Genomic DNA, 26,114 nt, shown 5'->3' on the forward strand with positions numbered 1-26,114 from the left:
TGTGCATCAAGAGACAGAATATCAAAAGGACGCTTCATGCCCGGCGTAATTCCCAACCAGCAGCTTGAACAGATGATTGCCAGAGGCGAAATTACGGCTGAGCCCTCCGTGGACGGCGCACAGATACAGCCCGCCAGTCTTGATCTGAGGCTGGGGAATATCGCCTACCGCGTGCGCGCATCTTTCCTTGCGGGTCACAGTGCCAAGGTTGCCAACAGGCTTGAAGAGTTCGAAATGCACCGCGTTGACCTGACACAAGGAGCGGTGCTGGAAAAAGGGGCGGTTTATGTTGTGCCGTTAATGGAGCATCTGGCCCTACCCGAAGGCATAAGTGCGGTTGCCAACGCAAAAAGCTCGACCGGACGTCTGGACCTGCTGACCCGCACGATCACCGATGGCGGCACCGAATTCGACCGGATCGGCGCTGGGTATCACGGGCCTCTTTATGCCGAAATCTGTCCCCGCTCGTTCTCTGTTCTGGTGCGTCCGGGAATGCGGCTGAACCAAATCAGATTTGGCAGTGGAAGCACAGCGCTGAGCGATACCGATCTGCGCGCGCTTCATGCCCGCACGCCGCTGGTGGACGGTGAAGCCGTCATTGACGACGGGCTTGGATTCTCTGTTGATCTGAAGCTGAAAGATACAACACTGGTCGGCTACCGCGCAAAACCCCATACTGGCGTGATTGATCTTGACCGGATCGGACATTACGCGCCCGCGGAGTATTGGGAAGAGGTACACACCGAAAACGGTCAGATTATTCTGGACCCCGGTGCATTCTATATTCTGGTTAGCCGTGAAGCCGTAACAATTCCGCCGGAGTATGCTGCAGAAATGGCCCCCTATCTGGCAATGGTTGGCGAGTTTCGAGTACATTACGCCGGCTTTTTCGATCCCGGTTTCGGCTATGACGCTGCTGGTGGGGCCGGATCACGGGGTGTTCTGGAAGTGCGCTGTCATGAAGCGCCATTCGTGCTGGAGCATGGTCAGGTTGTGGGCCGGTTGGTTTACGAGAAAATGAGTGAAGCGCCGACCCAGCTCTATGGTGCGGGAATTGCGTCAAATTATCAGGGGCAAGGGCTTAAGCTGTCAAAGCACTTCAAAGCGCCCTAGGCACAATTGGGGGCCAGCCCCCGTCCTTCGGACTCCCCCGGGATATTTTCAGCCAAAAGAAATAGTTTAGAATTTACCTGAACGGCGGAGCATTTTCATGGCCTGTTTGGTTTGTTGCGCGCTCTGGCCGCCCTGACGTCTGGCGCGACGGGCAGCGCGCACTTCCTGTTGGCTTGGGCCTGACTGCACCGGATTACCGAAATCGTCAATTTCACCCTGCGGTTGCTGTTGTTTGCGGCCACCGCGCATGGATGCCGCTTTGTTAAAACCTGCGTCGATGCCTTTGTTGAGCATTTTGCGCATAACAATTCGCATGACCATGTTGAAAATCTGGTTCATTTTGCTCTCCTCGGAGTTAGGCGTTGACTACAATATAGCGATAACTACGGCATTTTTGAGGTTTAGTCCTCAAAAAGTTCACTTTGACCTTCGCTGCTTTCTGGTTCGTCCTCGCCGTCTCCGACTTGAGGTAGCAGGCTTGGCGGCGGTCTGTTTTCAAGCAGGCCGGCAGAACGCAGTTCCTTTAGGCCCGGTAAATCACGGGCATTTTCAAGGCCGAAGTGATCGAGGAAACCTTCTGTAACAACAAAAGTCACAGGCCGCCCCGGTGTCATTTTGCGGCGGCCAAGGCGGATCCATTCAAGCTCCAGCAACTGGTCAACCGTGCCGCGTGACACGGAAACGCCACGGATCTCCTCGATTTCTGCGCGTGTCACCGGCTGGTGGTAAGCGATGATCGCAAGGGTTTCGATGGCAGCCCGGCTGAGTTTGCGCACCTCGACGGTTTCTTTTTGCATCAGGTAGCCCAGATCGACGGCCGTGCGCAGGGCGTAGGCATCGCCGATTTTCATGACCTGAACGCCGCGCCCGTCGTAGCGGCGTCGCAGGTGTACCATTGCTTCTGCTGCATCGCAGCCGTGCGGCATTCGGCTTTCGAGGTCTTTGAGCGTTACCGGTTCGGCGCTGGCGAAGAGGATCGCTTCGATCATGCGCTCCTGCTCTTCCATCGGCGGCGCTGCAAACAGGCTTTCTTCTGCGGGATCGGTATCTGTCGACATAGGCTTAGGTCCTTTTGCGCAGCTGGATAGGTGCGAAGCTTTCGCTTTGGCGGATTTCCATGTGCCCCTCTTTAACCAGTTCAAGGGAGGCGGCGAATGTCGCGGCCGTGGCCGAGCGCCGCTTGACCGGATCGCTTTCCCATCCTTCGGGCAGATAGCTCATCAGATCTCCCCAGTCGCCTGCATAGCCCATCAGGCCCCGCATCCGCTCAAGGGCCTGTTCCATTGTGAAGACCGATTCACGATCCATCACAAACGGTCGGAATTCATCACGGGTGCGGATACGGGCATAGCCCTGCATCAGGTCCAGCAAAGTGGCCGTATAGGTCACACGGCGCACACGCTCGACCATTTGGGTCTGGCCGCGTGCAAAGAAATCACGCCCCAGCTGGTCGCGCGCCATCAGACGCGCGGCGACGTCTCGCATGGCAGACAGGCGTTCAAGCTGAAAAGCCAGATGCGCGGCGAGTTCTTCTCCCGATGGGCCTTCTTCGGAAGGGTCTGGAGGCAGAAGAAGGCGCGATTTCAAAAAGGCGAGCCAAGCGGCCATGACCAGATAATCCGCCGCCAGTTCCAGCCGCAGTTCTTTGGCTTTTTCAACAAACGCGAGGTATTGCCGCGCGAGTTGCAACACCGATACGCGGCGCAAGTCAACTTTTTGCGTGCGGCTGAGCGTAAGCAGCAGATCAAGCGGCCCCTCAAAGCCTTCGACATCCACGATCAGCGCTTCGGCGGCCAGCCTGTCGGCAACTGCTGTGCTGTCTTCCTCGAAAATGTTGTCAGCCATTCACACCCTCGCCCAACAGCGTCTTAAGCTGCGCTTCAAGGGCGGGAATGTCAATGTCATCGGGGGTCTGGCGATAGCTGAGCGCACGCAATGCGCGCCGCTGTGCTGGCTCCGACATTTCTCCTGCGGCAGTGGCCACCTCGCCCCGCTCGGCCAGTGTGCCGTTGCAATGCAGGATCACATCGCACCCTGCTGCCAATGCAGCTTTGCTTAGATCGGTCAGCGAACCGGATAGCGCTTTCATCGAGATGTCATCGGTCATAATCAGGTTGTCAAACCCGATGTCCTCTCGGATCACCTGCATCATCGGGCGCGAGAGCGTTGCCGGACTTGGATCAATAGCGTCATAGACAACATGCGCTGTCATTCCCATTGGTGTGTCCCGCAATGCCTTGAAGGGTGCAAAATCGACGCGCTCCAGATCATCGCGGCTGGCAGAGACGCGGGGAAGTTCGAAGTGGCTGTCGGCGGTTGCGCGGCCATGTCCGGGAATATGTTTGATCACGGGCAATACGCCGCCTGCCAGCATACCGTCATTCGCCGCCTGCCCCATCAACGCAACCTGTTGCGCGGTCTGACCATAGCAGCGGTTTAGCAAAAATTCATGGGTGTCGGCACAGGGCACATCGACCATCGGGGCGCAATTGCTATCGATGCCCAAGGCGTAAAGTTCGTGCGCGATCAGACGGAAACGGATATACATTGCTTTGGCGGCGTTATCACCTGCAGCTTGCACAAAATCCATCGGTGGCAACCATTCGCGCCAGGTCGGGGCGCGCAGACGTTGCACACGCCCGCCTTCCTGATCGATCGTGATGGGTGCATTGCGCCCGACAGCGTTGCGCAAATTATCGCACAGCGCGCGTACCTGATCAGGGGTATCGATGTTGCGCGCAAAAAGGATAAAGCCGAACGGGTTCGCATCGCGGAACAATGCTGTTTCATCGACCGTCAGGCGGTGGCCTGCCGCATCAAGGATAGTTGCGCCGAAACGCGCTGATGCAGTGCTCACCGTGTCACCACCGGGATGCAATCCACGCTTTCCGCAACCAGCGCCGAACAGAACCGGCGCGCATCGCCGATGTCTTCAAATCCGTGCGCGCGCAGGCGGTAGAAGGTCCGCCCGCCGGACTTCGCCTCCATCACAATGCGCTGCTTGCCTTCCATAAACGGAGCAAAGCGCGCGTTCAGCTTGCCCCATTGGGCGCGCGCGATTTCGGGTGTGTCAAACGCTCCCAACTGCACCAGACGCGTGCCAGCGGGCAGGCTTGCCGCATCCAGATCAAGCGAGGTTGTGCTGGCGGCCCCGACAACGGGTGCTACTGCGGCAGAGGCGGCGGTTGCGACAGCGCGTTTTGGCCGTACTGTCGGGCGCAGTGAAATGCGCATACCGTCCCCGTCGAACATGTCAGCCATGTCTTGTGTATCGACAGACGCCAGCACAGGAACACTCTCATCTTCCATCGGTTCCAGCGGCGCAACGCCGTTGGTCAGTTGCGCAACAATGCTGTCCACCGAACCCGATTCAAGCGCTTCGGCAAAGTCTTGTTCATCCGGCTGGGTAGATTGTGGTGTGACGGCAGGCGCAGCGGCGGCATCTTCGATTTCCGGCATCGGCTGGTCTTCGTCGTCCAGATCCGTGGGCTGCGGGGCAAGGCGCAGTTCTTCGGCCAATGCTTCTGACGATCCGATTGCCGCCACGGTATTAACCGATAGCCCCTGATGCTGCGCAAGCTGCCCGCCCGGATCTTCGGGGCGCGCGCGCATTTCACCTTGGGCGGCGCGTACAACGGGAATACCGGTAACATCACGCACCAGCAGTTTGTACCCCCAGACGCCCACACCAACCACAAGCACAAGCGATACCGCAGCCCCCATCAGATTGGTCAGCTTGCCCAGCGATCCACGCGACGAAACCGCATATTCGGGATGTTGATGCCCTGCAAACCCCTCCTGAGGGTTTTGTGTGTAATCTGCCATTTTTGCCTCTCTGCCCGCGCGATACAATGCCGCGCGGATCATATTCCAGTTGCCTGCACCCTTGCGGGGTTGCTTAACGCATCTCTTCCGCAGGTGTTACGCCAAGGATACCCAAGCCCGCTGCAATTACAATCGCAACAGACCGCGCAAGCGCAATTTTCGCCTGTGATGTTGCAGGATCGTCCTCCTGGATGAACCGCAGGCCTGTTTCGGCATTGCCGAGATTCCAGAACCCGTGCAAATCGCCGGCCAGTTCATAGAGATAAAAGGCGATGCGGTGGGGTTCGTTGGTGCGCGCTGCTGTTTCGACCAGACGGGGCCATTCGGCGACCTTGCGCAGCAAGGCAAGCTCGGCGGTGTGATCCAGCTTTGACAGGTCCGCCGCCTTCAGCGCAGCTTCGCTGACGTCGATACCGGCATCGGCAGCTTTACGCATGACCGACGCCACACGCGCATGTGCATATTGAACGTAGAACACAGGGTTGTCGCGCGATTGCTCCATCACTTTGTCAAAGTCGAAATCCAGCGGCGCATCGTTTTTGCGCGTTAGCATGACAAAACGGGTGACATCGCTGCCGACCTCGTCAATCAGATCGCGCAGGGTGACAAAGTTACCCGCCCGTTTGGACATTTTGAATTCTTCGCCGTTTTTGAACAACTTAACGAGCTGCGTTAATTTGATATCCAGCGGCACCTTCCCCCCCGACAACGCATGCACCGCGGCCTTCATCCGCTTGACATAGCCGCCGTGATCCGCGCCGAACACGTTGATCAGCGCATCATAGCCGCGCTCGACCTTGTCGTTGTGATAGGCGATATCGGGCGCAAAATATGTCCACGCGCCATCGTTTTTCTGGATCGGGCGGTCCTGATCATCGCCGAACTCGGTGGATTTGAACAAGGTTTGCTCGCGCGCCTCCCAATCATCGGGCAGCTTGCCCTTTGGCGGCTCGAGCGTGCCACGATAGATCAGGCCCATATCGTCCAGCTTTTTCAGGCAGGCTTCGATCTTGCCGGTGTTGTAAAGCGACTTTTCGGAAAAGAAGCGGTCCATCTTGACGCCAAGCTGCGCAAGATCGGCGCGGATCAGGTCCATCATTTCGTCGGTCGCAAAATTGCGGATCGGTTCAAGCCAGACCTCTTCGGGCTGGCCCAGGTATTTGTCTCCGACTTCGTCTTTCAGCTTTTCACCAACCGGTATCAGGTAATCTCCCGGATAGGTGCCATCGGGGAAGGCCACATCCTGACCGTGCGCCTCTTGATAGCGCAGGTAGACCGAGCGGGCCAAAGCATCGATCTGGTTGCCGCCATCGTTGATTACATATTCGCGCGTCACGTCCCAGCCTGCGAATTCCAGCAGTGATGCAAGCGCATCCCCAAAAACCGCGCCGCGGGTGTGACCCACATGCAAAGGGCCAGTCGGGTTGGCCGAGACATATTCGACGTTAACCGATTTTCCCGCACCCAGATCACCACGGCCATAATCCGTGCCAGAGTTCAGCACGTCGAGCGCAACATTCTGCCAGACAGAAGGCGCAAGGCGTAGGTTCAAAAACCCCGGCCCGGCTACATCAGCGGATGTTATCCGTGGATCATCTGCGAGATGTGCCGCCAGCTTTTCCGCGATGTCGCGCGGCTTCATTCCTGCGGGTTTGGCCAACACCATCGCCGCGTTGGTTGCCATATCACCGTGCGCGGGATCGCGCGGCGGCTCTGTGGTGACGTTATCGGTGGACAGGCCCGCAGGCAAATCACCAGCGGCAACCATTGCGTCCAGCGCGCTGACCACAAGAGTACGGATATCGGCAAATAAGTTCATGTCAGGGCTTTCGACGGTTTTGGGTGATTTAATTGGCTTTCATTTACCACTTGAACGCGGCACGTCAATCACAGGCGCAACTCTGCGCCGGTCAACGTGCCCATAGACTTTGCCAAAAGGCCGACGACAGCGGTGCGCGCAGGCTTTACCGCCCCTTCACCGACGTTAATCAGGTTCAGCGTCAATCCGTCACGGCGCAAGGCATGCGCAAACGCGGCCTGCGCCGACACCAGCGCGGGCGCCATCGCTCCCGTGGCCACATCAAGCGCCTGTTCGGGGCGGGCAACCACGGTCACGATCTGCCCTTCGCGGGCGGACAATGCGGGCATGAAGCCCTGCACGATGCCTTGCAGGATGGCCACGTTTTGATCGATCCGCGCAGGATTGCGCAGCGGCATCAAGTTCAGCACCGCATCAAGACGCGCTTCACCCCACTGGCGGCCCACACGGCGCAGCGCTTCTTCCGGTGGCTCTTTCAGCGTCAACGGCACGGCATGTTCGATCTGGCGAAGTGTCTGCGCATCGGTATCGGCGGCAACCACCCGCGCACCGGAGGCGCGCAAGGCACGCACCATCGCCCGACCAAAACCGCAACACGCCCCCAGCACAATAATACGCTGGCCTTGCAGTATTCCTGCGGGGCGGCTCACGACTTTTGTATCCGTATCTAGCATATCCTATCCCCCATGTTTCATCTGAACACCTGCGTCCGGCGTACCGCCAATCAAACGCCTGTGTTCCTGCAGTGCAAAACGGTCTGTCATGCCTGCAATATAATCCGCAACGATCCGCGCCAGCATTGTACGGTCTGCGGCAGCATCGGCAATATAATTTGACCAATCCGGCGGCATCAACCCGGGCTGCTCCAGAAACAAGGGGAACAATTCCTCTACCACGCCGGTCACTTCGGCACGGATTTTCATCACCGCAGGCGCGCGGTACATGCGGGTGAACAGAAACTGCCGGATCTGGCGCAAATCCTGCCAGACAGATGCGGAAAACCGGATCACGGGACGACCAAGGGTGCGAATATCCTCAACACTGGCCGCACCGGAGCTTTCCAGCAAATCGCGCGACGTTTCGATCACATCCGCCACCATCACGCCAAATACGCGCCGCAGCGCTTCATGGCGGCGGCGATACCCATCCAGATCGGGGTGCAGCGCGTCAACCTCGGCATAGGCAGCACCGATCAACGGCAATTGCGCAATGTCATCCTCCGAGAACAGTCCCGCGCGCAGCCCGTCATGCAGATCGTGGTTGTTGTAGGCGATATCATCGGACAGCGCCGCGACCTGCGCTTCGGCGCTGGCATGTGTGTGCAGTTCCAGATCGTGAAGGCGGTTATAATCGGCCAGCGCATGGGGAAGATCCCCCACAACAGGGCCGTTGTGCTTTGCAATGCCTTCCAGCGTCTCCCATGTCAGGTTCAGCCCGTCAAAACCTGCATAATGGCGCTCAAGCGAGGTGACGATCTTGATCGCCTGTGCATTGTGGTCAAACCCGCCGTAGGGCGCCATCAGCGCATGTAACGCATCCTCGCCCGTGTGACCGAACGGCGGATGTCCCAGATCATGCGCCAGCGCGACAGCCTCGGTCAGCTCGCCGTTAAGGTGCAGCGCCCCTGCAATCGTGCGCGCGACCTGCGCAACCTCGATCGAATGGGTCAGGCGGGTGCGGTAGTAATCGCCCTCATGTTCGACGAACACTTGCGTCTTGTGTTTTAACCGGCGGAACGCGCTGGAATGGATGATCCGGTCACGGTCACGCTGAAAGCACGAGCGGAAACTGCTCTCCTCCTCCGGTACACGCCGGCCACGGGCCAGATCGGGTTCGCAGGCGTAGGATGCGCGCATTTGCAAAGTCTCCTGTAACGCGGTGCTTGTACACTGCATGGTGCAATTCTATATTACGCATACGCCCTAATGGAAACACACTGCGGAGTGACCCCATGAACCTGCCCCCGAAAGTGACCGAACGCGCCTTTGAACGCCTGAGCGAGATCGGCGCAGCCACCGAGGGCAAGGTGCTGCGCGTGGCTGTTGAAGGCGGCGGATGCTCGGGCTTCCAGTACGAAATTGCGCTGGACGAAGCCAAGGATGATGATCTGTTGCTGGAAGGCGGCGGCGAAACCGTAGTGATCGACAGCGTCTCGCTGCCGTTTCTGGCGAACGCGGTGATTGATTTCAGCGAAGAACTGATCGGCGCGCGGTTTGTCATTGAAAACCCCAACGCATCGTCGTCGTGCGGGTGTGGCACGTCCTTTTCAATGTAACGGCGGGGCGCGCTTGCCCTGCCCCGTCAATTAGGCGATATCAAAGGCACCCGTGAAAAGGAGCCTTGCGCCATGAAGATCGCCACATTCAACATCAACGGCATCAAGGCCCGCATCAATGCCCTGCCCGACTGGCTGGATGAAGCGCAACCCGATGTTGTGCTGATGCAAGAAATCAAGTCGATTGACGAAGCCTTCCCGCGCGAAATTTTCGAAGAGCGTGGATATAACGTAGAAGTCCACGGGCAGAAATCATTCAACGGTGTCGGCGTCCTGTCAAAACTCCCGCTGGAGGACGTGACCCGCGGCTTGCCAGGTGATGACGACGACGAACAGGCGCGCTACATCGAGGCGACAGTCGTGGGCGAAAACCACTCTGTCCGGCTGTGCGGATTATACCTGCCCAACGGCAACCCTGTGGAGGTGAGCGAGAACGGCGTGCCTGTCGCGGGCGGCAAATTTGCCTATAAACTCGCGTGGATGGATCGTTTGCAGGCCCGTGCGAAAGAACTGCTGGCAGAGGAAACACCGTTTCTGATGGCGGGCGATTATAACATCATCCCACAATCCGAAGACGCCGCCAAACCAGACAGCTGGCGTGGTGATGCGCTGTTTCATCCGCTAAGTCTTGCAAAATGGCGTGCGCTGCTGAACCTCGGCCTGACGGAAGCATTCCGCGCACGGACACAGGCAGCTGGGCATTACAGCTTTTGGGACTATCAGGCCGGCGCGTGGAACCGCAATAACGGCATCCGCATCGACCACTTTTTGATGTGCCCCTACACCGCCGACAGGCTGGTGGATTGCCAGATCGACAAAGACGTTCGCGCGCGCGAGAAACCCTCCGATCACGTGCCAGTTTGGGTCGAACTGGACCTTTAGCCCCGCGCCGCCAACTTCTCGGACGCCATAGTCTCTGACAATGCGTCCAGAATAGTGGACGCCACCACGTCACATTCCGCAAGGGAGAGCCGCGCCGGAAGGCGAACGTCACATGCGCGGTTCAGCATCGCGCGTGTCTTTGGCTGGTCGGGATTGTCTGCCAGAAAGTTCCAGTTCCAGAAGGCGCGCGCATTGTCTGTCGAGCGGCCGAAGACCTCGGCCTTTAGACCCTTGCCCGCCGCCGTTGCAACAAACGTGTCAACCTGCGCATCCGTCATATCAACCAGATTGAACTGGATCGAATCCGGTGCGCGCTGCTCAGACGGAAGGGACGCTGGGACGTCGACCCACGCCGAAGCCCCGATGATATCAGCAACGTAATCATGGTTGCGCCGGCCCTTCTGTACCCGCTGCGCCAGCACCGCCAGTTGGGGCCGGATCAACGCGGCCGACAGGGTGTTGAGCCGCAGGTTGTACAGCGGCAGCCTGTTCTGCCATTTTGCAAAGGCGTCGTGCAGGACTGGATGTTTTTTCCAGTTATGCTCATACGCGCCCGACATGATGACCGCCTGCGCAATCAGGTCTTCGTCATCGGTGATCATTATGCCGCCTTCACCGGCGTTCAGCAATTTATAGGACTGAAAGCTGAAACACCCCACCTTGCCGATGGTCCCGATGTTGCGCCCCGCCCAAGTGGTGCCAAGGCTGTGTGCGGCGTCTTCGATCACTGCAATACCGGCCTGATCGCACAGCGCCATGATCGCATCCATATCGGATGTATGACCGCGCATATGGCTGATGATCACGGCCTGACATTCAGGCAGCTTGCGCGCGAAATCGTCAAGGTCGATCCGGTAGTTGCTGCCGCACTCGCACAGCACCGGAACACAATCCGCATGAATCACCGATGAAGGCACCGCAGCAAAGGTAAACGCAGGGATCAGAACCTTCGCATCACGCGGCAGGCCAAGTGCCTTGAGAGACAGGAAAAGTGCTGCCGAACACGACGAAACCGCCAGCGCGAACCTGCTGCCCAGTGCTGCGGCAAATTCACTTTCCAACAGTGCAACGGGCGATTGCTCGGAACCATAGCGGAACAGATCACCAGTCCTCAGAATTCGCTCAACCTCGGCCATGGCGGCGTCGGGAATACTTTCTGCTGCGGTCAGGTTTGGTAGCTCAGGCATATTACCCTCTAGACTTACATTTTAACGGGACAGCACAGTTCCGTGCAGGCACAACGATTGCGCCCTCTTATCAAGGGCTAAACGGAAACACCACAAAGGTTGAAACGATCGCCACACGAATGTTGGTTGCTCAGGCCAGCAGCTCTGCATCCCAGTACAGAAAATCCATCCAGCTGTCGTGCAGGTGGTTGGGCGGGAATTTACGACCGATATTGCGAAGCTCTTCAGCGCCGGGAATGCGCGGGGGCTTGCGTAGCCGGTATCCCGTCTGGTGCAACGCTTTTGATCCCTTGCGCAGATTGCACGGCGAACAGGCTGCAACCACATTTTGCCAACTGGTCACACCACCGGATGCACGGGGGATCACATGATCAAAGGTCAGATCACCCTTGGCGCCGCAATACTGGCAACAAAATTCATCCCGCAGAAATAAATTAAAGCGCGTGAAAGCCACGCGCTTTTGAGGTTTCACATAATCTTTCAACACCACCACAGACGGTATTCTCAGCGTTGTGGTGGGAGAATGTACGCATTCGTCATACTCCGCCACGATATCCACCCTGTCGAGGTATTTGGCCTTTACCGCTTCCTGCCATGACCACAGCGAAAGCGGGTAATAGCTGAGCGGACGGTAATCCGCGTTTAACACCAGCGCGGGGCTATGCTTCAACCCCGCCGGACTTCGCGTAAATTCGGTTCTAAAATCACCGTCCATCCACATACCACCCGTTTGCCATCTGATACGACTATATCCGGTGATTTGAAGCTGGCAAGCCTCACGTTGCTGCGCGATGCGGCGCGCGAAGCAAGCCACGCTTTGCCGAAAGGTTAAAGGCCCAGTTTATCCCGCATAAAGGCCAGTGCAACTGACAGACCATCAGGCGCGATCCCGTGGCCTGTGTCTTTCATTATGTGGGCGTAAACATCGGTCCACCCCGCGCCTTGCAATGCTTCGGCGGCTTCTGGCAATGATTGGGGCGGCACGACATCGTCCTGATCCCCGTGGATCAACAGAACCGGAGGGCGCGACACCACCTCGTCCACAAGCGTTTCAGGGGCCAGCAACCGGCCTGCAATCGCCACAACACCTGCCAGCTCGTCCTCGCGGCGCGCGGCCACATGCAACGACATCATCGTGCCTTGGGAAAAGCCGAAAAGGACCACCTGTTCGGGCAGCACGTCTTCATCCACCATCAATGCATCAAGAAAGGCGTTCAAATCTTCAACCGCTTGCGCCATCCCCCGCGCGCTTTCTTCCTCGCTTGAATTATCAATCCACGGGATCGGAAACCACTGAAACCCGTTCGGCATGCCTGCAACCGTCTCCGGCGCATCGGGCGCAACAAACAGCGTATCGGGCAGGTGTTCCCCCAGCGGATCGGCAAGGCCGAGCAGATCAGCGCCATTTGCACCGTAGCCATGCAGAAACACAACGACAGATCGGGTTTCCCCTGATTTAGGCTCGCGGCGTTCCGAATTGAGGACTCGTGTCATGTTATTCCTTCCCGGTCTTTTGCAATACGGTAGTATGTGAACAGCAACCGCGCCGCAACCGCCCGCCACGGCGACCAATGCAGGGCCATCGCCTCAAGCTGTTTTGGCGTGGGCCGTTGGGGCAGATCAAACAACATCCGCGCGGATTCCTGTAGGGCCAGATCACCCGGCGCAAAGACATCGGCGCGCCCGAGGTTGAACATTGCGTACACCTGCGCAGTCCAGACGCCGATGCCGGAAACTGCGGTAAGGATTTCGATCACCTGCGCATCGCTGGCATCGCGAAGGCGGTCATAATCTATCGCGGCATCCGCAAGCGCGCGGGCATACTTCATCTTGGGGCGGCTTAACCCCACGCTTTTCAGATCTTCTTGTGATGCACGGCGCACTGCGTCGGGTGTATCAAGACCCGCCGCAACAACCCTGCCCCAAATTGCCCTCGCCGATGCCACTGATACCTGCTGGCTTACAATCTTGTTAAACAGCGCGCCAAATCCGTCCGGCGACAGCCGCAGCGGCAAGGGGCCCGTCTGTGCAAGGGCGGCGGCAAAGCGCGGCTCGGCCTGTGCCAGCCATGCGGCCCCTTGCGCCACGTCGGCATCCGTTCTGATATGCTGTGTCATTGCGCCCCGACCCAATCCAGCGCTTTTTCGATGTCAAAAACCGTTGGTAAATTATCCGGCTGGGGCGGCCGGTCGATCAGTATCACCCGCAGACCCAACGCTGTCGCAGCGTCAAGCTTGGGGCGGCTGCGTTGCCCGCCCAGATTGCGGCTGACCAGCGTATCAACCCGCTTTTGCAAAAACAGCGCCTGTTCGTCTGCGACGGAAAAAGGCGGATCGCCAAAAACCAGTTCAACAAATGGATAGGGGGCGGCGCGGGTATGGTGCCGCGTCTGGCGCAACATCAACACCTCGCCTGCAAAGACTGCGTAATCGCGCAAGCTGTCCCACCCCGTGGTGCAGAACACCCGCGCGCCCTGCCCGATCATGGCGTTTGCAGCAGCCACATCGGCAGCACACTGCCAAAGCGCGTCCTCACAGTGCCATGCAGGCCTGTCCAGCCGCAGATAGGGCAATTTCAACACAGCGGATGCGGCAAATGCCTGCGCCGTAACGGTGCTGTCATAGGAATGGCTTGCATCCAGCACCGCGCAAAAGCCACCCTTTGCGATAGCTGTTTGCATATCCTGCGTCGTTTCAAACCTGCGCAGATGCGCAAAATCAGGCTCCGGCGTACCGCTGCGCGGCTGTTCGGAAACCCACACATCAAATGGCACGCCAGCCCCCCTCAGGCGCTGCGCCACGCGCCGCGCTTCGAAACTCCCTGCGAGCAATAGGATATGACCACCGTTTACCATGCCCACAGCTTTAGCCACCCCCGCGCCGGACACAAGAGGAGCCGTTGCCCCTCAATAGCTTGGCAGGGGTTGCCCCCCTCAACGCGGAAGGGTAGCGATAAGACATTCAAAGAGGGCGATATGATGATCGACGACTCACGCGCCAAGCGCAACGTAGCAGTTTTGGTTCTGGCGCAGGCCTTTCTGGGCGCGCAGATGCCGATGATCTTTCTTGTCGGCGGGCTTGCAGGAAAATCACTGGCTTCCAACGTTTGCCTCGCCACATTGCCGATTTCGATGATTGTTCTGGGCTCGATGTTCTGGGCGACGCCGGTGTCCGCCATCATGCAGCGCTTCGGGCGCCGCGCGGGGTTTTTCCTTGGTGCGCTTGGTGGGGCATTGGGCGGCGCGGTGGGCGCTTACGGTCTGATGATACAATCGTTCCCGATCTTTCTGATCGGTTCGTTCCTGACGGGTCTCTATATGTCGGCTCACGGTTTCTACCGCTTTGCCGCTGCCGATACGGCATCGGATGAATTCCGGCCAAAGGCGATTTCCTATGTGATGGCGGGCGGATTGGTGGCAGCGATTTTGGGTCCGCAACTGGCAACAGCAACCACATTTGCTTTTGTAACCCCGTTTGTCGGCACATATCTGGCAGTCATGGCGCTGAACGTTGTGGGCTGTCTGCTGTTCTTCTTTGTGGATATTCCCAAACCTCCCGTACCATCGATCGATGCGCCACGCGGTCGCAGCCGGATTGAACTGATCACAACGCCGCGCATCGCAGTCGCTGTGATCTGTGCAATGGTATCCTACGCGCTTATGAACCTCGTAATGACTTCGACACCGCTCGCGGTTGTCGGCTGCGGGTTCGAGCAAAAGGACGCGGGGTTCGTTGTAACAGGACACGTTCTGGCGATGTATGCGCCATCGTTTTTCACCGGTCATCTGATCAACCGCTTCGGGGTTGAACGGATCGTCGGCACTGGCATCGCAATTCTGGGGGCCGCAGGTATTGTCGCCTTGCAGGGCGTCCAGCTGGAGAATTTCTATATCGCCCTGATCCTGCTGGGCCTTGGCTGGAACTTCGGCTTTATCGGCGCGACCTCGATGCTGGCGGGGGCACATGCCCCGCACGAGCGTGGGCGCATGCAGGGTCTGAACGATTTGCTGGTGTTTGGCGGTGTTACCGTGGCTTCGCTGGCCTCGGGCGGGTTAATGAACTGTTCTGGCGGCGCGGCAGAGGCTGGCTGGGCGGCGGTCAACTATGCGATGATCCCGTTCCTGATCCTTGCAGGCGGTTCACTGGTCTGGCTGATGTTTTACGAACGCCGCGCAAATGCCTGAGGCCGCTACCAGCGACCTGTCGCCGCCCTTAGAGTAAAAGAAAGCCCCGCATCGGGCAAACGATCTTCAACAACCGCTTGCGGATGCGACTGGGCATATTTCAGCCCGGGTTCTGCTGCGGTGGCAGGCAACAGTGCCGGCATACAAGCGCGTGAAATGTCCGCACGCGCGCGCCGCGCGTTATCCAGCGCACTCAGCCCCTTCGCGGCAAGGCGGGCCACACCGTCGGGTGTGCCATCCAGCAGCGGCACACGGCCAGCCTGCTCCAGCGCGGGAATAGCGCGCAACCACGCGCCGATGCCTGCGGCATATCCGGCACGTTGCACAGCTGCCTGATCCGCCTGCCCCAGCACCTCGGCCGCAACCTGCATCAGGTGACCTGCAGTCTGGTCAATATAGCGATCCAGATCGGCATCATCCTCGAACGGGTCGCGGTAGATATCCCACCGCCGCGCTGCAACCAGTTCATCCAACAATTGCGCCTGCCCCGGCGTGATCGCCTGCGCCAGTGGCGTGGCAACCTCGTGGCGGCGCACGGTTGCTCCTTGCGCAATTTCCTCCAGCGCATCGCGCCACCATTGAAGACGCATTTCTGCTATCATCGTCTCGCTTGTGACCCACGGTGCGCGGCTGACCTCTACGTTGAAGGCATATAGCGCAAACAACGCTCCGCGCTTTGCAACCGGAGCCAGCATCGCGGTGCGAAACCGCAGCGGATCGCCCCGCTCGACCAAGGCCGCGCAGGCGGTGAGATCATCTGTCCAGTTCATAAAGGGCGCACCACGCTCAGCAGATATCCATATTCATCACGGTGCGCACGCCAGCAGGCGGCCTCTTTCTGCGCTGCATCAAGCACCGCTTGTAAGGCCGCATCCGCCCCCTCACTCAGCGAGGCGATGCGCGCGTCCAGCGGGGTATAATATGCCTCCCACGCCGCATCCGGCAGACGACGCTGGCCCAGAATTTCATACCCTGCCGAGCGGATTTGCGCAGTTACCCCCGCCTCATCCGTCATATCGGGTTTTTCATCTGCCCAATGCGCGCGCGCGCGCCGGGACGGAGCATCGGTAAACCAGCACGCTTCGGAAAACGCGATTGCACCTTCCGGCAACAACGATTTGCGCCATGATTTTAATGCCGGCTCCACCCCCATGAAATAGACAGCCCCTGCGCACCAGATCAGATCATAAAGGTTTGCGATCACCTTCATATCCGCTTTCAGCACGGTCACGCGATCATCATTGCGCCACGTATCCCGCGCGGCCTGCACAAAATGCGCTGTCGCATCAACCGCCGTCACATGCCCCTTGGGCGCTTGATCCAGCAGAGCGGCGATATCCCCTCCGGGGCCGCAGGCCACATCGGCGATGCGCGCATTTACGGGCAGATCCAGCCGCGATGCCGCCCACGCCACGTCCTGCGCCACTCCCGGCCCTTCACGGGGCAGATCACGGTGCAGTTTGAAAAATGCTTCGGTTGCCAGATCAGTACTCATCCAAAAACGCCTTAATAATTGCTATGGTGCGCGGATCGTTCACAATGTCGAGATGCGAGGCGCCGGTCATCAGCTCATAGCGGCCCTTGTCCGTCACTGCGCCCATCGTCGGCGCGTATTCCTGCGCAAAAAACGCCTCGTCCGCGCCGCCGGCCAGCAGGACAAACGGAGGAAGCGCTGCAACATCGTCCAGATACTTGCTGCGCGGGGCGAAGGATTGGTTCAGACGATAGGAATAGACCAGCGTAGCTGTGTCGCCCAAGTTCCCTTCCAGCACTGCCTGCGGCATGTTGAACTGGATAACCGGCAGATGGTTCAGCGCTGAAATGCGGAAGGTGTTGAGGATCGACAAACCGATGATCCGGCGCGTCAACACCCGCGTCCACCCGCCCGAGTCTTGCCGCGTGGTGGGTGCGTTGTATTTCAGGAACGGCGCCAGCAGCACGGCCCCGTCCAGCAGGCTGCCATGCTCCCCACCGGCAAAGCGCACCACCAGCCCCCCGCCAGAGCTGTGGCCGCCCATAATCACCTTCTGCCCCGGCTTCACAACTGCGGCAATCATATCGGCCAGATCGTCCTCCAGCTGGCCGATGTAATCAATGTCACCGCGACGGTCCGGTGCCGTGCCGTGGCCGCGCAGATCAGGTGCGATAATATCCGCACTGCCCTGCAACGCCTTGCCAAGGCGGTCAAATTGCATCCCGTGCCAGCCGGACCCGTGCACCAGCACCAGCAGCGGCACGTTATCAGCGCCGCCGTAGGTGCGAACTTGCAAATCGTAACCGTCACGCATGGGAATACTTTGCAACGGTGCCACTGCACCATCGCCGCTTGCTAGTTGTCGGCTGAAATCAAGCCCGCCTTCACCGCTCATAGGTTTTGTGCGTTGGCTGAACACCAGTATAACCGCGACAACCAGTGTGATGACGATGGAAATCGCGACGCGCTTCAGGATACTTAACAGCATGGTTCAGCCTTTATCCCTGATCAGTTTCCACCGGATTGCATCCAGCAGCGCCTCGAACGAGGCATCAACGATGTTTGCCGAAACGCCAACAGTGGACCAACGATGCCCCTGCCCGTCTTCGCTGTCGATAATCACGCGCGTCACCGCTTCTGTGCCGCCTTGGGTGATGCGCACTTTGAAATCCACCAGCCGCATGTCTTCCAATTGCGCCGAATACTGACCGAGGTCTTTGACCAATGCGCGTGACAGCGCGTTTACAGGGCCGCGGTCGCTGCCGGTTTCATCCATGCTCTCGGATACGGACAGGCGTTTTTCGCCGTCAACCTTTACCACAACAACAGCTTCGGACAGGCTGACCATCTGGTCATATTTGTTTTTGCGCCGCTCCACTGTCACACGATAGCGTTTGACCTCGAACAGTTCGGGCATCTGGCCCAGAACCTTGCGCGCCAGCAATTCAAAGCTGGCCTGCGCGGTGTCGTAGCTATAGCCGAGGCCCTCACGCGATTTCACCTCATCAAGGATCACCGCCAGCGCCGGATCGCCCTTTGCCACGTCCAGCCCGGCACTGGTCAGGCGACGGCGCAGATTGGACTGGCCCGCCTGATTTGACATCGGAATAATGCGGGTATTGCCGACAAGCGCCGGATCAATGTGTTCATAGGTGCTGGGGTCTTTCAGGATCGCGCTGGCGTGCAGCCCCGCCTTGTGGGCAAAGGCCGACCCGCCCACAAATCCGGCCTGTTTGTGCGGCACACGGTTGAGGATTTCGTCCAGCATCCGCGAAGTGCGCGTCAATCCGGCAAGCGCCTCGTCGCTCACACCAGTCTCATAAAGACTGGCGTAGGGTTCTTTCAGCTTCAGGATCGGGATCACGGTGGTCAGGTTGGCGTTGCCGCAACGCTCGCCCAGCCCGTTCAGCGTGCCCTGTATCTGGCGCGCGCCTGCATCTACGGCGGCCAGCGTGCAGGCCACAGCGTTTTCCGTATCGTCATGGGTGTGGATGCCAAGACGCTCGCCGCTGATGCCTGCCGCGATCACTTCGGCGGTGATGCGCCCGATCTCGGCTGGCAGCGTGCCGCCGTTGGTATCACACAGCACAACCCAGCGTGCGCCGGCGTCATAGGCCGCCTTGATCGCCTCCAGCGCGTAGGCGGGGTTGGATTTGTAACCGTCAAAGAAATGTTCGGCGTCAAACAGCGCCTCGCGCCCCTCTGCCACCAGATGGGCGATGGATTTGGCAATGTTGTCGGTGTTTTCTGCAAGCGTGATGCCCAGCGCGGTATGCACGTGAAATTCGTGGGTTTTCCCCACCAGACAGACGCTTTTGGTGTTCGCATTCATCACAGCCGCCAGCACGTCATCGTTTTGCGCCGACATGCCGTTACGCTTCGTCATGCCGAATGCGGCGATGCGCGCGCGCGTTTGCGGCGCCTGTTCAAAAAACGCGGAATCCGTCGGATTGGCCCCCGGCCAGCCGCCCTCGATGTAATCCACGCCCAGCGCGTCAAGGGATTGCGCGATGATCTGCTTTTCCTCGGTCGAGAATTGCACACCCTGGGTTTGCTGCCCGTCACGGAGCGTTGTGTCGTAGAGTGAGAGGCGGGTTTTAGTCATCGGCTCGCCTCTTCTCTTTCTTCTTTAGGTCGTGCGCGCAGCACGCCCTGTCCCCGTCCGCGCCCACGGTCGGAGACAAGCCCCCCCTCGGACGGGAACAGATCTGTGTTGTGGGGCGGATCATTTCAGGGCCTCAAGTTTGGCGGGGTCAAAGTTAGACGACGGCTTTAGGTAAACCTCTGATTTGGACATCTGCACTTCTACACCCGCATTTTTCAATGAAGCTTTGAGCGCATCCAATTCACTGTAATCATTGGTTTCCCGCGCAGTTATTCTCAGAGAAATAAGTTCAAGCTGGTAATACTCCAAGTCTCTAACGAGAGGAGTCTCGGCAATCTTACGCGCCATATTGACTACACCAATGCCTAGAAATTCCGCACTTGCTATAAAGCTCTTTAGTTTGAGCATCTGGTCCTCTTCACGAAGTTCCAAGAATTCAAAACTATTATCTACAAAACGCCCTAGCGTCTTGAGCTTAGTTAGAGCAAGTGAAGTATTAAGATCATCGCTGAGAGCTTCAATAATTTGAGGGTCAACCAACTCGATGTTCACAGGTTCGTTTAGCAGGTCTGCGTCGAGACTGACTTTTGCGGCCCACATATCAAGAGTGTTCTCCGCCTCTTCCCGCTTCTTCTCCGTCCAGTCCATAGGTTTTCGGTAATGCGTGCTCAGCATCACAAAGCGGATCACCTCACCCGGCACACCCTGCTCCAGCAAATCCCGCACGGTGAAGAAATTGCCCAAGGATTTGGACATCTTCTTGCCCTCCACCTGCAACATCTCATTGTGCAGCCAGACGTTGGCAAACTCATCCCCTGCGCAGCAGCTCTGCGCGATTTCGTTTTCGTGGTGGGGAAACATCAGATCGTTGCCGCCGCCGTGAATGTCGAAATGTGCGCCCAGCAGTTCATGCGCCATGGCGGAACATTCGATATGCCAGCCGGGGCGGCCACGGCCCCACGGGCTGTCCCAACCCGGCGTATCGGCATCTGAAGGCTTCCAGAGGACAAAATCCATCGGGTCTTCTTTGTAGGGTGCAACCTCTACCCGCGCGCCGGCAATCATATCATCCAGCGAGCGACCTGACAGGGAGCCGTATTCCTTGTATTTCCGCACCCGAAACAAGACATGGCCCTCTTTCTCATATGCAAAACCGTCTTGTTCCAAATTCTCGATCATCGCAATCATTTGCGGCACATATGCGGTGGCGCGGGGCATCTGATCAGGCTCCAGCGCACCAACGGCGGCCATATCATCCAGAAACCATTGCGTCGTCTCGGCAGTTATCTCGCCAATCGGGCGGCCTGTGGCGGCGCTGCGCGCATTGATCTTGTCGTCAATGTCGGTGAAATTGCGCACATAGGTTACATGATCCGCCCCGTAGACATGGCGCAGCAAGCGGTAGAGCACGTCAAACACGATCACGGGCCGCGCGTTGCCAAGGTGGGCGCGATCATACACCGTAGGGCCACAGACATACATCCGCACATTTTCAGGATCAATCGGCGTGAACACCTCACGCTTGCGGGTTTTGGTATTGTGCAGTTTGATCGTCGGTTTGGAGGTCGTCATGGCATATGTCCTATCAGCGCGGGATGCGCGGGACATGGCACAGTTTCAAGGAAAATAAAACAACGTGATCAAGGCCCGCGAGGAAGTCTCAGCAGGGGGTAATACAGCTTGTAAAGATCATCATTGTTTTCATTGCACATGCCTAGCGCAGCAATACCGCGGCGGTCAAGGCTGATTGACAAATCACCCCCCCTCTGCGTCCCTGCGCGCGACAATCTGCGGGAGGCGACCATGCAAGCATCAAAACGTATCAGCACCCTTCTGGAAGGCGGCTCTGACGGGTGGGAAGTATTCCTGCGCGCGAGAGAGATGATTGCCAACGGAACGCTCGTTACCGAACTGACCATCGGCGAACATGACATCCGCACTGCTGCCCCCATTTTGCAGGATATGCACCGCGCGGCGATGGCAGGCCATACAGGCTACGCTGCTATTCCGGGCATTGACCCCCTGCGCAAAGAGATTGCCGACCGCGTCAGCGCGCGCACGGGTGTTCCGACTAAACCCGAAAACGTAATGATCACCCCCGGCGGGCAAGCGGCGCTTTTTGCCACCCATCTTGCTGTCCTCGATCCCGGAGACACCGCACTGTATATTGATCCCTACTATGCCACCTACCCCGGAACACTGCGCGGCGTGTCCGCCAAGCCCGTGGCGATCAAGGCCCATGCTACCGATGCGTTCCAGCCGCGCGCCGCCGACATCGCCGCCGCCGCACAAGGTGCAAAATCCCTGTTGATCAACACCCCCAACAACCCCACGGGTGTCATCTACAGTCGCGACACTCTGAAAAGCATTGCCGATGTCTGTCACAAACATGATCTTTGGCTTATATCTGATGAAGTTTACGATACCCAGATCTGGGAAGGCGAACACATTTCACCACGCGCTCTGGACGGCATGGCAAAGCGCACACTTGTCGTTGGCTCTATGTCCAAAAGCCACGCGATGACGGGGTCGCGCATCGGTTGGATTATCGGGCCGGAAAACATTATCGAACATCTCATTAATCTGGCGACCCATACAACCTACGGCGTGGCCGGATTTGTTCAGGAGGCGGCGTTATTCGCGCTGCGACTGGGGGATGATTTCGAAACAGAGATTGCCGAACCCTTCCGTCGGCGCCGTGCGCTCGCCTACGCGCAGCTTGCGCAACAAAGCGTTGTCGGCATGATCCCAAACGGCGGCGCGATGTACATGATGCTCGATATCAGCGCCACGGGCCTCAGCGGACAGGAGTTTGCTTTTGCGCTGCTCGAGTCGCATCACATCGCCGTCATGCCCGGTGAAAGTTTTGGTGCGGCGGCGGGGGGGCATATCCGCGTTGCCATGACGATCGAGGACAACGCATTCGCGGCAGCGCTAGCGACAATCTGCCAATTCGCTAAAACGCTGTCAGACGAAACTTAACGAAAAATGCGCGCCCGTTTTGGGGCGCGCTATCATTGCATAGATTATCGGTCGTGGCTTTCCGCGTTAGAACCGGTACGAACCGCGCAGGTTGAACGTGGTTGCATCTGCGTCCAGCGCTGTGCCTCCGATATCGTCAAAGCGATGTTCCAACAGCTCGCCACCAACGGTGAAACGGTCGGTAACCTGATATGCCACGCCCACACCGATGAACTCGCCAGTGTCCTTACCAACATTGGTATCCAGACGGGCGGCGCCAGCGGTTGCATAGATCATCGTGCGACCCAGATCGTAACCACCACGGATTTTAAGACGGGCAATGCTATCTGCGTTCGCCAATCCATTCAGATCAACATCTGCTTTATCATACTCAAGTTCGCCACCTAGTACAAATTTGCCGAAGTCGTAGTCATACCCGAGATGGATACCGTAGGACGTGTCGTTTCCGTCGACTGCACCATCACCGTCAATGTCGGCGTAGCCGAGGTTCAGACCGCTGTAAAAGCCTGTCCACTCGCCTGTTGGCGCTGGACTGTACACGGGTGTGATAACAGGTTCGACAACCGGTTCAGCAAGGTTTCCCGCGAACGCACCACTCGCAAAAAGAGATGTGGACAAGGCAGTTGCAGCACCGATTTTATATAGCGTTTTCATTTGTGTCTCCTATAGTAACATAGCTCGTAAGGCAGAATGCCTGCCTTTCACGGAGCTAACATCCAGATAGGGTGATTGGTTCCGTCCCGCTGCCCTTTCCGGCGGCAATACGCACTATTCTGCCGATATCGACGCATCTCGGCAGAGTTGCGCTGATGGGCACGAAAATGTGACCAAAACGCCGCGTCGCTAACAGGACAGATTTAGCCGCTTTTCCTTTCCAATCTGGAAGAAGAGGGAGCACTGACATGCAGCACAGCACCTGCACTGCGATACTGGTTATCCGTACGATTGGCGCAGAGCGCGGTCGTGCAGCGCGCGGCGATCCGAAAGGAATTCAAGCCCCCCTTCCCTGATCCCCTGCTGAAAGTCATAACCATGAACATGCAATCTTCCTCTCGCTCAGGTGGTCGCGCGGCGCGGCGTGCGGCCCGCTCTACCGCTCTGCCCGACAATCTGCGCCCTGTACGCGCGGGCCTCTCGGGCGGCCAATACAAACCCCTTACCGAAACCGATGTTCTAAAAATCCATCACGCCGCACTTGATGCGCTCGAAAATATCGGTCTGGCCGATGCACCTGCTTCGGGCGTGGCTTATCTAACGGCAGCTGGTGCTATACGCGGCGATGACGGACGCATCCGCTTTCCCCGCGCGCTGGTAGAGGACATGCTTGCAAAGGCAAACCGCTCCATCACGTTAATGAGCCGTGACGGGCACAACGATCTCGATCTGTCCGGCACGCGTGTCCATTACGGCACAGCCGGTGCTGCCGTGCATCTGGTCGAAGTAGACGGAAAGAACTATCGCGAATGTGGCGTGCAGGATTTGCATGATGCTGCAAAAATCGTGAACACCCTCGACAATGTGCATTTCTGCCAGCGTCCCATGGTCTGTCGCGACATCCCTGACAATCTGGAAATGGATTACAATTCAATCTTCGCTTGTGTGTCCGGCACTACCAAACACATCGGTACCTCCTTCACGGATCCAAGCTTTGTAGCCCCCGCAGTTGAAATGCTGCACATGATCGCAGGCGGCGAGGATAAATGGCGCGAGCGCCCCTTCATCTCCAATTCCAATTGCTTTGTTGTCCCCCCGATGAAATTCGCAACCGAGTCGTGTCAGGTAATGGAGGAATGTATCAGGCACGGCATGCCGGTACTGCTCTTATCCGCAGGAATGGCAGGGGCGACGGCGCCCTCCACCACGGCGGGCGCGATCGTACAGGCGGTGGCGGAATGTCTGGCAGGTCTTGTTTATGTCAATGCCGTCAAACCCGGACATCCCGCAGTTTTCGGCACATGGCCCTTCGGGCTCGATCTGCGCACAGGTGCCATGACGGGCGGTTCGGGCGAACAGGCGCTGCTGACAGCAGGATGCGCCCAGATGCACAGCTTTTACGGCCTGCCGGGCGGTGCGGCGGCGGGCATCGCAGACAGCAAGCTGCCCGATATGCAGGCCGGCTGGGAGCAGATGTGCTCCAACGTCATGGCAGGTCTGTCAGGCTGCAACATGATCTACGAAGCAGCAGGCATGCACGCCTCACTACTCGGTTTCTGTCTGGAAAGCCTGATCCTCGGCGATGATATCATCGGACAGGCCTTGCGCTGTGTGCGTGGCATAGAGGTAAACGACGAAACCCTAGCGCTTGACCAGATGGCAGAGGTCTGCCTCGGCGGTCCTGGTCACTACCTTGGCACCGCAGGCACCCTCAGCCGTATGCAAAGCGATCACGTCTACCCCGCCTGCGGAAATCGCATGTCACCAAAGGAATGGGTAGAGATGGATAAGCCTGATCTGATTGCCACCGCAACTGCGCGAAAACTGGAAATCCTGTCCTCACCTTCCGCGGCCGCACTTGATCCGGTAACCGACCGCGCAATTCGCGAAAAATTCAACATCCATCTGACCGCATAGGCGAAAGATCAGGCAATACCCCGACTTCTTTTGGCTCTAAATATCCAAAATCCGACGCCAACCCATAGACCACCCTCGCGGTGGTACACAGCAGAATCAGAACGGGCCCGGCGCTGGGGGCAACCGGACCCGAGATGACCAGCGCGCACTGCTGCCACAGGCGCGCTGGTGCGGATGCCGGCTTAGCTGGCTGGCATCAGGCCTGCTTCCTGCGCGGCCTTCACTTCGGCATCCTCCAGAACGCCATCACCATTCAAATCGATGGTAGCGAACTGTTCCTCTGTCATGTCGGGGAACACGGCCTGCACTTCGGCAAGGCTCAGCACACCGTCCTCGTTTGCATCCGCCTGCGTTGCGTCCTGACCCATGGCAAAGGCTGGCATGCACAGAGTTGCAGTGGCGATCAGAGCGAAAGTTTTGAGATGTGTCATTTGGTGTCTCCATTCAATTCAATTATATGAACGCACCGTCCGGCGCCTTCATACAGTAAGAGCACGCATCCCCCCTTTGCGTCCCCCTTTCCTTTGGCAAGCGCGGCCAGCCGCCTATCCGTACAGCACCAATGCGCGCCTCATCGCCCAAAAAGGCCCGTTGCCTGCAATCGGCGGAAACTCCCCCTCTGGTTGAACCTTACAAACCCGTCATTGTGACGACGAGAACGATCACAACAACAATGATGACAGGACCTCTAGATGAGTATGTTTGATACCCCCGCAGATATGACGGCCCTGTTGCTGCGTCTGCGCCGCCGCGCGCAGCGGCTTGGCGCGCAAACCGGCGATGCCGAAGATATGGCTCAGGAAACCGTGCTACGCCTGATGCAGAGGATGCGCCGCACAAAGGTAGATGCCCCCGAGCATTACGCGATGGTCATCCTGCACAATCTGGCACGCGCGCGCTGGCGCGCCCTTGGGGTCGAGATGGTCGAACTGGACGAAGATGATGCCACCATAGATCCCGTGGCAGACAGTCGCCTTGCGCTCGCCGATCTGCAACGCGCCATTTCTGCCCTTCCCGCCGGACAGGCCCAGATCATGCAGCTTGTAATGCAGGGAGAATTCAGCCCCGCCAGTATTGCCAAACAGCTGGACCTGCCGCAAGGCACTGTCATGTCGCGCCTTGCGCGCGCGCGGGTAAAACTCCGCGCACATATCGGGATGGAGACAGACACACCTGTTGCCGAGCTGCTGTAGCAGGC

Annotated in this window: 27 protein-coding genes; 7 read left to right on the forward strand and 20 right to left on the reverse strand. The window is 58.3% G+C overall.

What is annotated here, in order from left to right:
- The first annotated feature begins 36 nt into the window (after positions 1-36).
- Positions 37-1,113, forward strand: coding sequence for a 2'-deoxycytidine 5'-triphosphate deaminase (locus OS189_RS07075; protein WP_267166598.1), 1,077 nt, complete (start codon positions 37-39; stop codon positions 1,111-1,113).
- 66 nt (positions 1,114-1,179) lie between these two features.
- Here OS189_RS07075 and OS189_RS07080 read toward each other — a convergent pair whose 3' ends face one another.
- From OS189_RS07080 to OS189_RS07115, 8 genes are all read right to left on the reverse strand, one after another.
- Positions 1,180-1,452 (reverse strand): hypothetical protein, encoded by a 273-nt coding sequence (locus OS189_RS07080; protein WP_267166599.1) that lies wholly within the window; start codon positions 1,450-1,452, stop codon positions 1,180-1,182.
- Positions 1,453-1,514: 62 nt separating this feature from the next.
- Positions 1,515-2,171 (reverse strand): SMC-Scp complex subunit ScpB, encoded by a 657-nt coding sequence (gene scpB / locus OS189_RS07085; RefSeq protein ID WP_267166600.1) that lies wholly within the window; start codon positions 2,169-2,171, stop codon positions 1,515-1,517.
- A 4-nt stretch (positions 2,172-2,175) separates the two neighbouring features.
- The gene (locus OS189_RS07090) at positions 2,176-2,958 is read right to left on the reverse strand and encodes a segregation and condensation protein A (RefSeq protein WP_267166601.1); all 783 of its coding nucleotides are present in this window, start codon (positions 2,956-2,958) and stop codon (positions 2,176-2,178) included.
- Positions 2,951-3,970: a beta-N-acetylhexosaminidase gene (gene nagZ, locus OS189_RS07095; RefSeq protein ID WP_267166602.1), complete on the reverse strand. Its 1,020-nt coding sequence runs from the start codon at positions 3,968-3,970 to the stop codon at positions 2,951-2,953. Before nagZ ends, OS189_RS07090 begins: the two co-directional genes overlap by 8 nt.
- Complete coding sequence (locus tag OS189_RS07100; RefSeq protein ID WP_267166603.1) at positions 3,967-4,938, reverse strand: SPOR domain-containing protein; 972 nt, start codon at positions 4,936-4,938, stop codon at positions 3,967-3,969. Before OS189_RS07100 ends, nagZ begins: the two co-directional genes overlap by 4 nt.
- A gap of 73 nt (positions 4,939-5,011) precedes the next feature.
- Complete coding sequence (argS, locus tag OS189_RS07105) at positions 5,012-6,757, reverse strand: arginine--tRNA ligase (RefSeq protein WP_267166604.1); 1,746 nt, start codon at positions 6,755-6,757, stop codon at positions 5,012-5,014.
- Positions 6,758-6,825: 68 nt separating this feature from the next.
- Positions 6,826-7,431 carry an SDR family oxidoreductase gene (locus OS189_RS07110; protein ID WP_267166605.1) on the reverse strand — a complete coding sequence of 202 codons (606 nt, stop codon included), beginning with the start codon at positions 7,429-7,431 and terminating at the stop codon, positions 6,826-6,828.
- A gap of 3 nt (positions 7,432-7,434) precedes the next feature.
- Positions 7,435-8,652: a deoxyguanosinetriphosphate triphosphohydrolase gene (locus OS189_RS07115; protein ID WP_267166606.1), complete on the reverse strand. Its 1,218-nt coding sequence runs from the start codon at positions 8,650-8,652 to the stop codon at positions 7,435-7,437.
- 56 nt (positions 8,653-8,708) lie between these two features.
- Here OS189_RS07115 and OS189_RS07120 point away from each other — a divergent pair, with 56 nt between their 5' ends.
- The gene (locus OS189_RS07120) at positions 8,709-9,032 is read left to right on the forward strand and encodes a HesB/IscA family protein (RefSeq protein WP_267166607.1); all 324 of its coding nucleotides are present in this window, start codon (positions 8,709-8,711) and stop codon (positions 9,030-9,032) included.
- A gap of 72 nt (positions 9,033-9,104) precedes the next feature.
- Positions 9,105-9,914 (forward strand): exodeoxyribonuclease III, encoded by an 810-nt coding sequence (xth, locus tag OS189_RS07125; RefSeq protein WP_267166608.1) that lies wholly within the window; start codon positions 9,105-9,107, stop codon positions 9,912-9,914.
- On the opposite strand, the gene OS189_RS07130 is transcribed toward xth, so the two are convergent.
- From OS189_RS07130 to OS189_RS07150, 5 genes are all read right to left on the reverse strand, one after another.
- A complete protein-coding gene (locus OS189_RS07130; protein ID WP_267166609.1) occupies positions 9,911-11,101 on the reverse strand; it encodes a DegT/DnrJ/EryC1/StrS family aminotransferase in 1,191 nt (396 codons plus the stop codon). The two genes, xth and OS189_RS07130, sit on opposite strands and share 4 nt — an antisense overlap.
- A 130-nt stretch (positions 11,102-11,231) precedes the next feature.
- On the reverse strand, positions 11,232-11,816 hold the full coding sequence (locus OS189_RS07135; protein ID WP_267166610.1) for an HNH endonuclease: 585 nt from the start codon (positions 11,814-11,816) through the stop codon (positions 11,232-11,234).
- 113 nt (positions 11,817-11,929) lie between these two features.
- On the reverse strand, positions 11,930-12,595 hold the full coding sequence (locus tag OS189_RS07140) for an alpha/beta hydrolase (protein WP_267166611.1): 666 nt from the start codon (positions 12,593-12,595) through the stop codon (positions 11,930-11,932).
- Entirely contained in the window at positions 12,592-13,218 is a 627-nt protein-coding gene (locus OS189_RS07145; protein ID WP_267166612.1) for a DNA-3-methyladenine glycosylase family protein, read from the reverse strand. Before OS189_RS07145 ends, OS189_RS07140 begins: the two co-directional genes overlap by 4 nt.
- Positions 13,215-13,973: a precorrin-6A/cobalt-precorrin-6A reductase gene (locus tag OS189_RS07150; RefSeq protein ID WP_267166613.1), complete on the reverse strand. Its 759-nt coding sequence runs from the start codon at positions 13,971-13,973 to the stop codon at positions 13,215-13,217. The genes OS189_RS07145 and OS189_RS07150 overlap by 4 nt, the downstream gene beginning before the upstream one ends.
- A 105-nt stretch (positions 13,974-14,078) precedes the next feature.
- On the opposite strand from OS189_RS07150, the gene OS189_RS07155 reads away from it, so the two are divergent.
- On the forward strand, positions 14,079-15,284 hold the full coding sequence (locus OS189_RS07155; protein WP_267167003.1) for an MFS transporter: 1,206 nt from the start codon (positions 14,079-14,081) through the stop codon (positions 15,282-15,284).
- Positions 15,285-15,289: 5 nt separating this feature from the next.
- Here OS189_RS07155 and OS189_RS07160 read toward each other — a convergent pair whose 3' ends face one another.
- From OS189_RS07160 to cysS, 5 genes are all read right to left on the reverse strand, one after another.
- Positions 15,290-16,054: a phytoene/squalene synthase family protein gene (locus tag OS189_RS07160; RefSeq protein ID WP_267166614.1), complete on the reverse strand. Its 765-nt coding sequence runs from the start codon at positions 16,052-16,054 to the stop codon at positions 15,290-15,292.
- Positions 16,051-16,779: a class I SAM-dependent methyltransferase gene (locus OS189_RS07165; RefSeq protein WP_267166615.1), complete on the reverse strand. Its 729-nt coding sequence runs from the start codon at positions 16,777-16,779 to the stop codon at positions 16,051-16,053. Before OS189_RS07165 ends, OS189_RS07160 begins: the two co-directional genes overlap by 4 nt.
- Positions 16,769-17,746: an alpha/beta hydrolase gene (locus OS189_RS07170; protein WP_267166616.1), complete on the reverse strand. Its 978-nt coding sequence runs from the start codon at positions 17,744-17,746 to the stop codon at positions 16,769-16,771. Before OS189_RS07170 ends, OS189_RS07165 begins: the two co-directional genes overlap by 11 nt.
- A gap of 3 nt (positions 17,747-17,749) precedes the next feature.
- Positions 17,750-19,363 carry a citramalate synthase gene (gene cimA, locus OS189_RS07175; RefSeq protein ID WP_267166617.1) on the reverse strand — a complete coding sequence of 538 codons (1,614 nt, stop codon included), beginning with the start codon at positions 19,361-19,363 and terminating at the stop codon, positions 17,750-17,752.
- A 120-nt stretch (positions 19,364-19,483) separates the two neighbouring features.
- A complete protein-coding gene (cysS, locus tag OS189_RS07180) occupies positions 19,484-20,935 on the reverse strand; it encodes a cysteine--tRNA ligase (RefSeq protein ID WP_267166618.1) in 1,452 nt (483 codons plus the stop codon).
- 231 nt (positions 20,936-21,166) lie between these two features.
- Here cysS and OS189_RS07185 point away from each other — a divergent pair, with 231 nt between their 5' ends.
- Complete coding sequence (locus tag OS189_RS07185; RefSeq protein WP_267166619.1) at positions 21,167-22,345, forward strand: pyridoxal phosphate-dependent aminotransferase; 1,179 nt, start codon at positions 21,167-21,169, stop codon at positions 22,343-22,345.
- Positions 22,346-22,411: 66 nt separating this feature from the next.
- Here OS189_RS07185 and OS189_RS07190 read toward each other — a convergent pair whose 3' ends face one another.
- Positions 22,412-22,999, reverse strand: a complete 588-nt coding sequence (locus tag OS189_RS07190; RefSeq protein WP_267166620.1) for an outer membrane protein — start codon at positions 22,997-22,999, stop codon at positions 22,412-22,414.
- Positions 23,000-23,377: 378 nt separating this feature from the next.
- Here OS189_RS07190 and OS189_RS07195 point away from each other — a divergent pair, with 378 nt between their 5' ends.
- Positions 23,378-24,916: a trimethylamine methyltransferase family protein gene (locus tag OS189_RS07195; protein ID WP_267166621.1), complete on the forward strand. Its 1,539-nt coding sequence runs from the start codon at positions 23,378-23,380 to the stop codon at positions 24,914-24,916.
- A gap of 182 nt (positions 24,917-25,098) precedes the next feature.
- On the opposite strand, the gene OS189_RS07200 is transcribed toward OS189_RS07195, so the two are convergent.
- Entirely contained in the window at positions 25,099-25,347 is a 249-nt protein-coding gene (locus tag OS189_RS07200; protein WP_267166622.1) for an EF-hand domain-containing protein, read from the reverse strand.
- Positions 25,348-25,608: 261 nt separating this feature from the next.
- On the opposite strand from OS189_RS07200, the gene OS189_RS07205 reads away from it, so the two are divergent.
- Positions 25,609-26,109: an RNA polymerase sigma factor gene (locus tag OS189_RS07205; RefSeq protein WP_267166623.1), complete on the forward strand. Its 501-nt coding sequence runs from the start codon at positions 25,609-25,611 to the stop codon at positions 26,107-26,109.
- Positions 26,110-26,114 lie beyond the last annotated feature (5 nt).

Origin of the sequence: Sulfitobacter sp. F26169L, assembly GCF_026410285.1 — a bacterium.
In the GTDB taxonomy this organism is placed as follows: Bacteria; Pseudomonadota; Alphaproteobacteria; order Rhodobacterales; family Rhodobacteraceae; genus Sulfitobacter.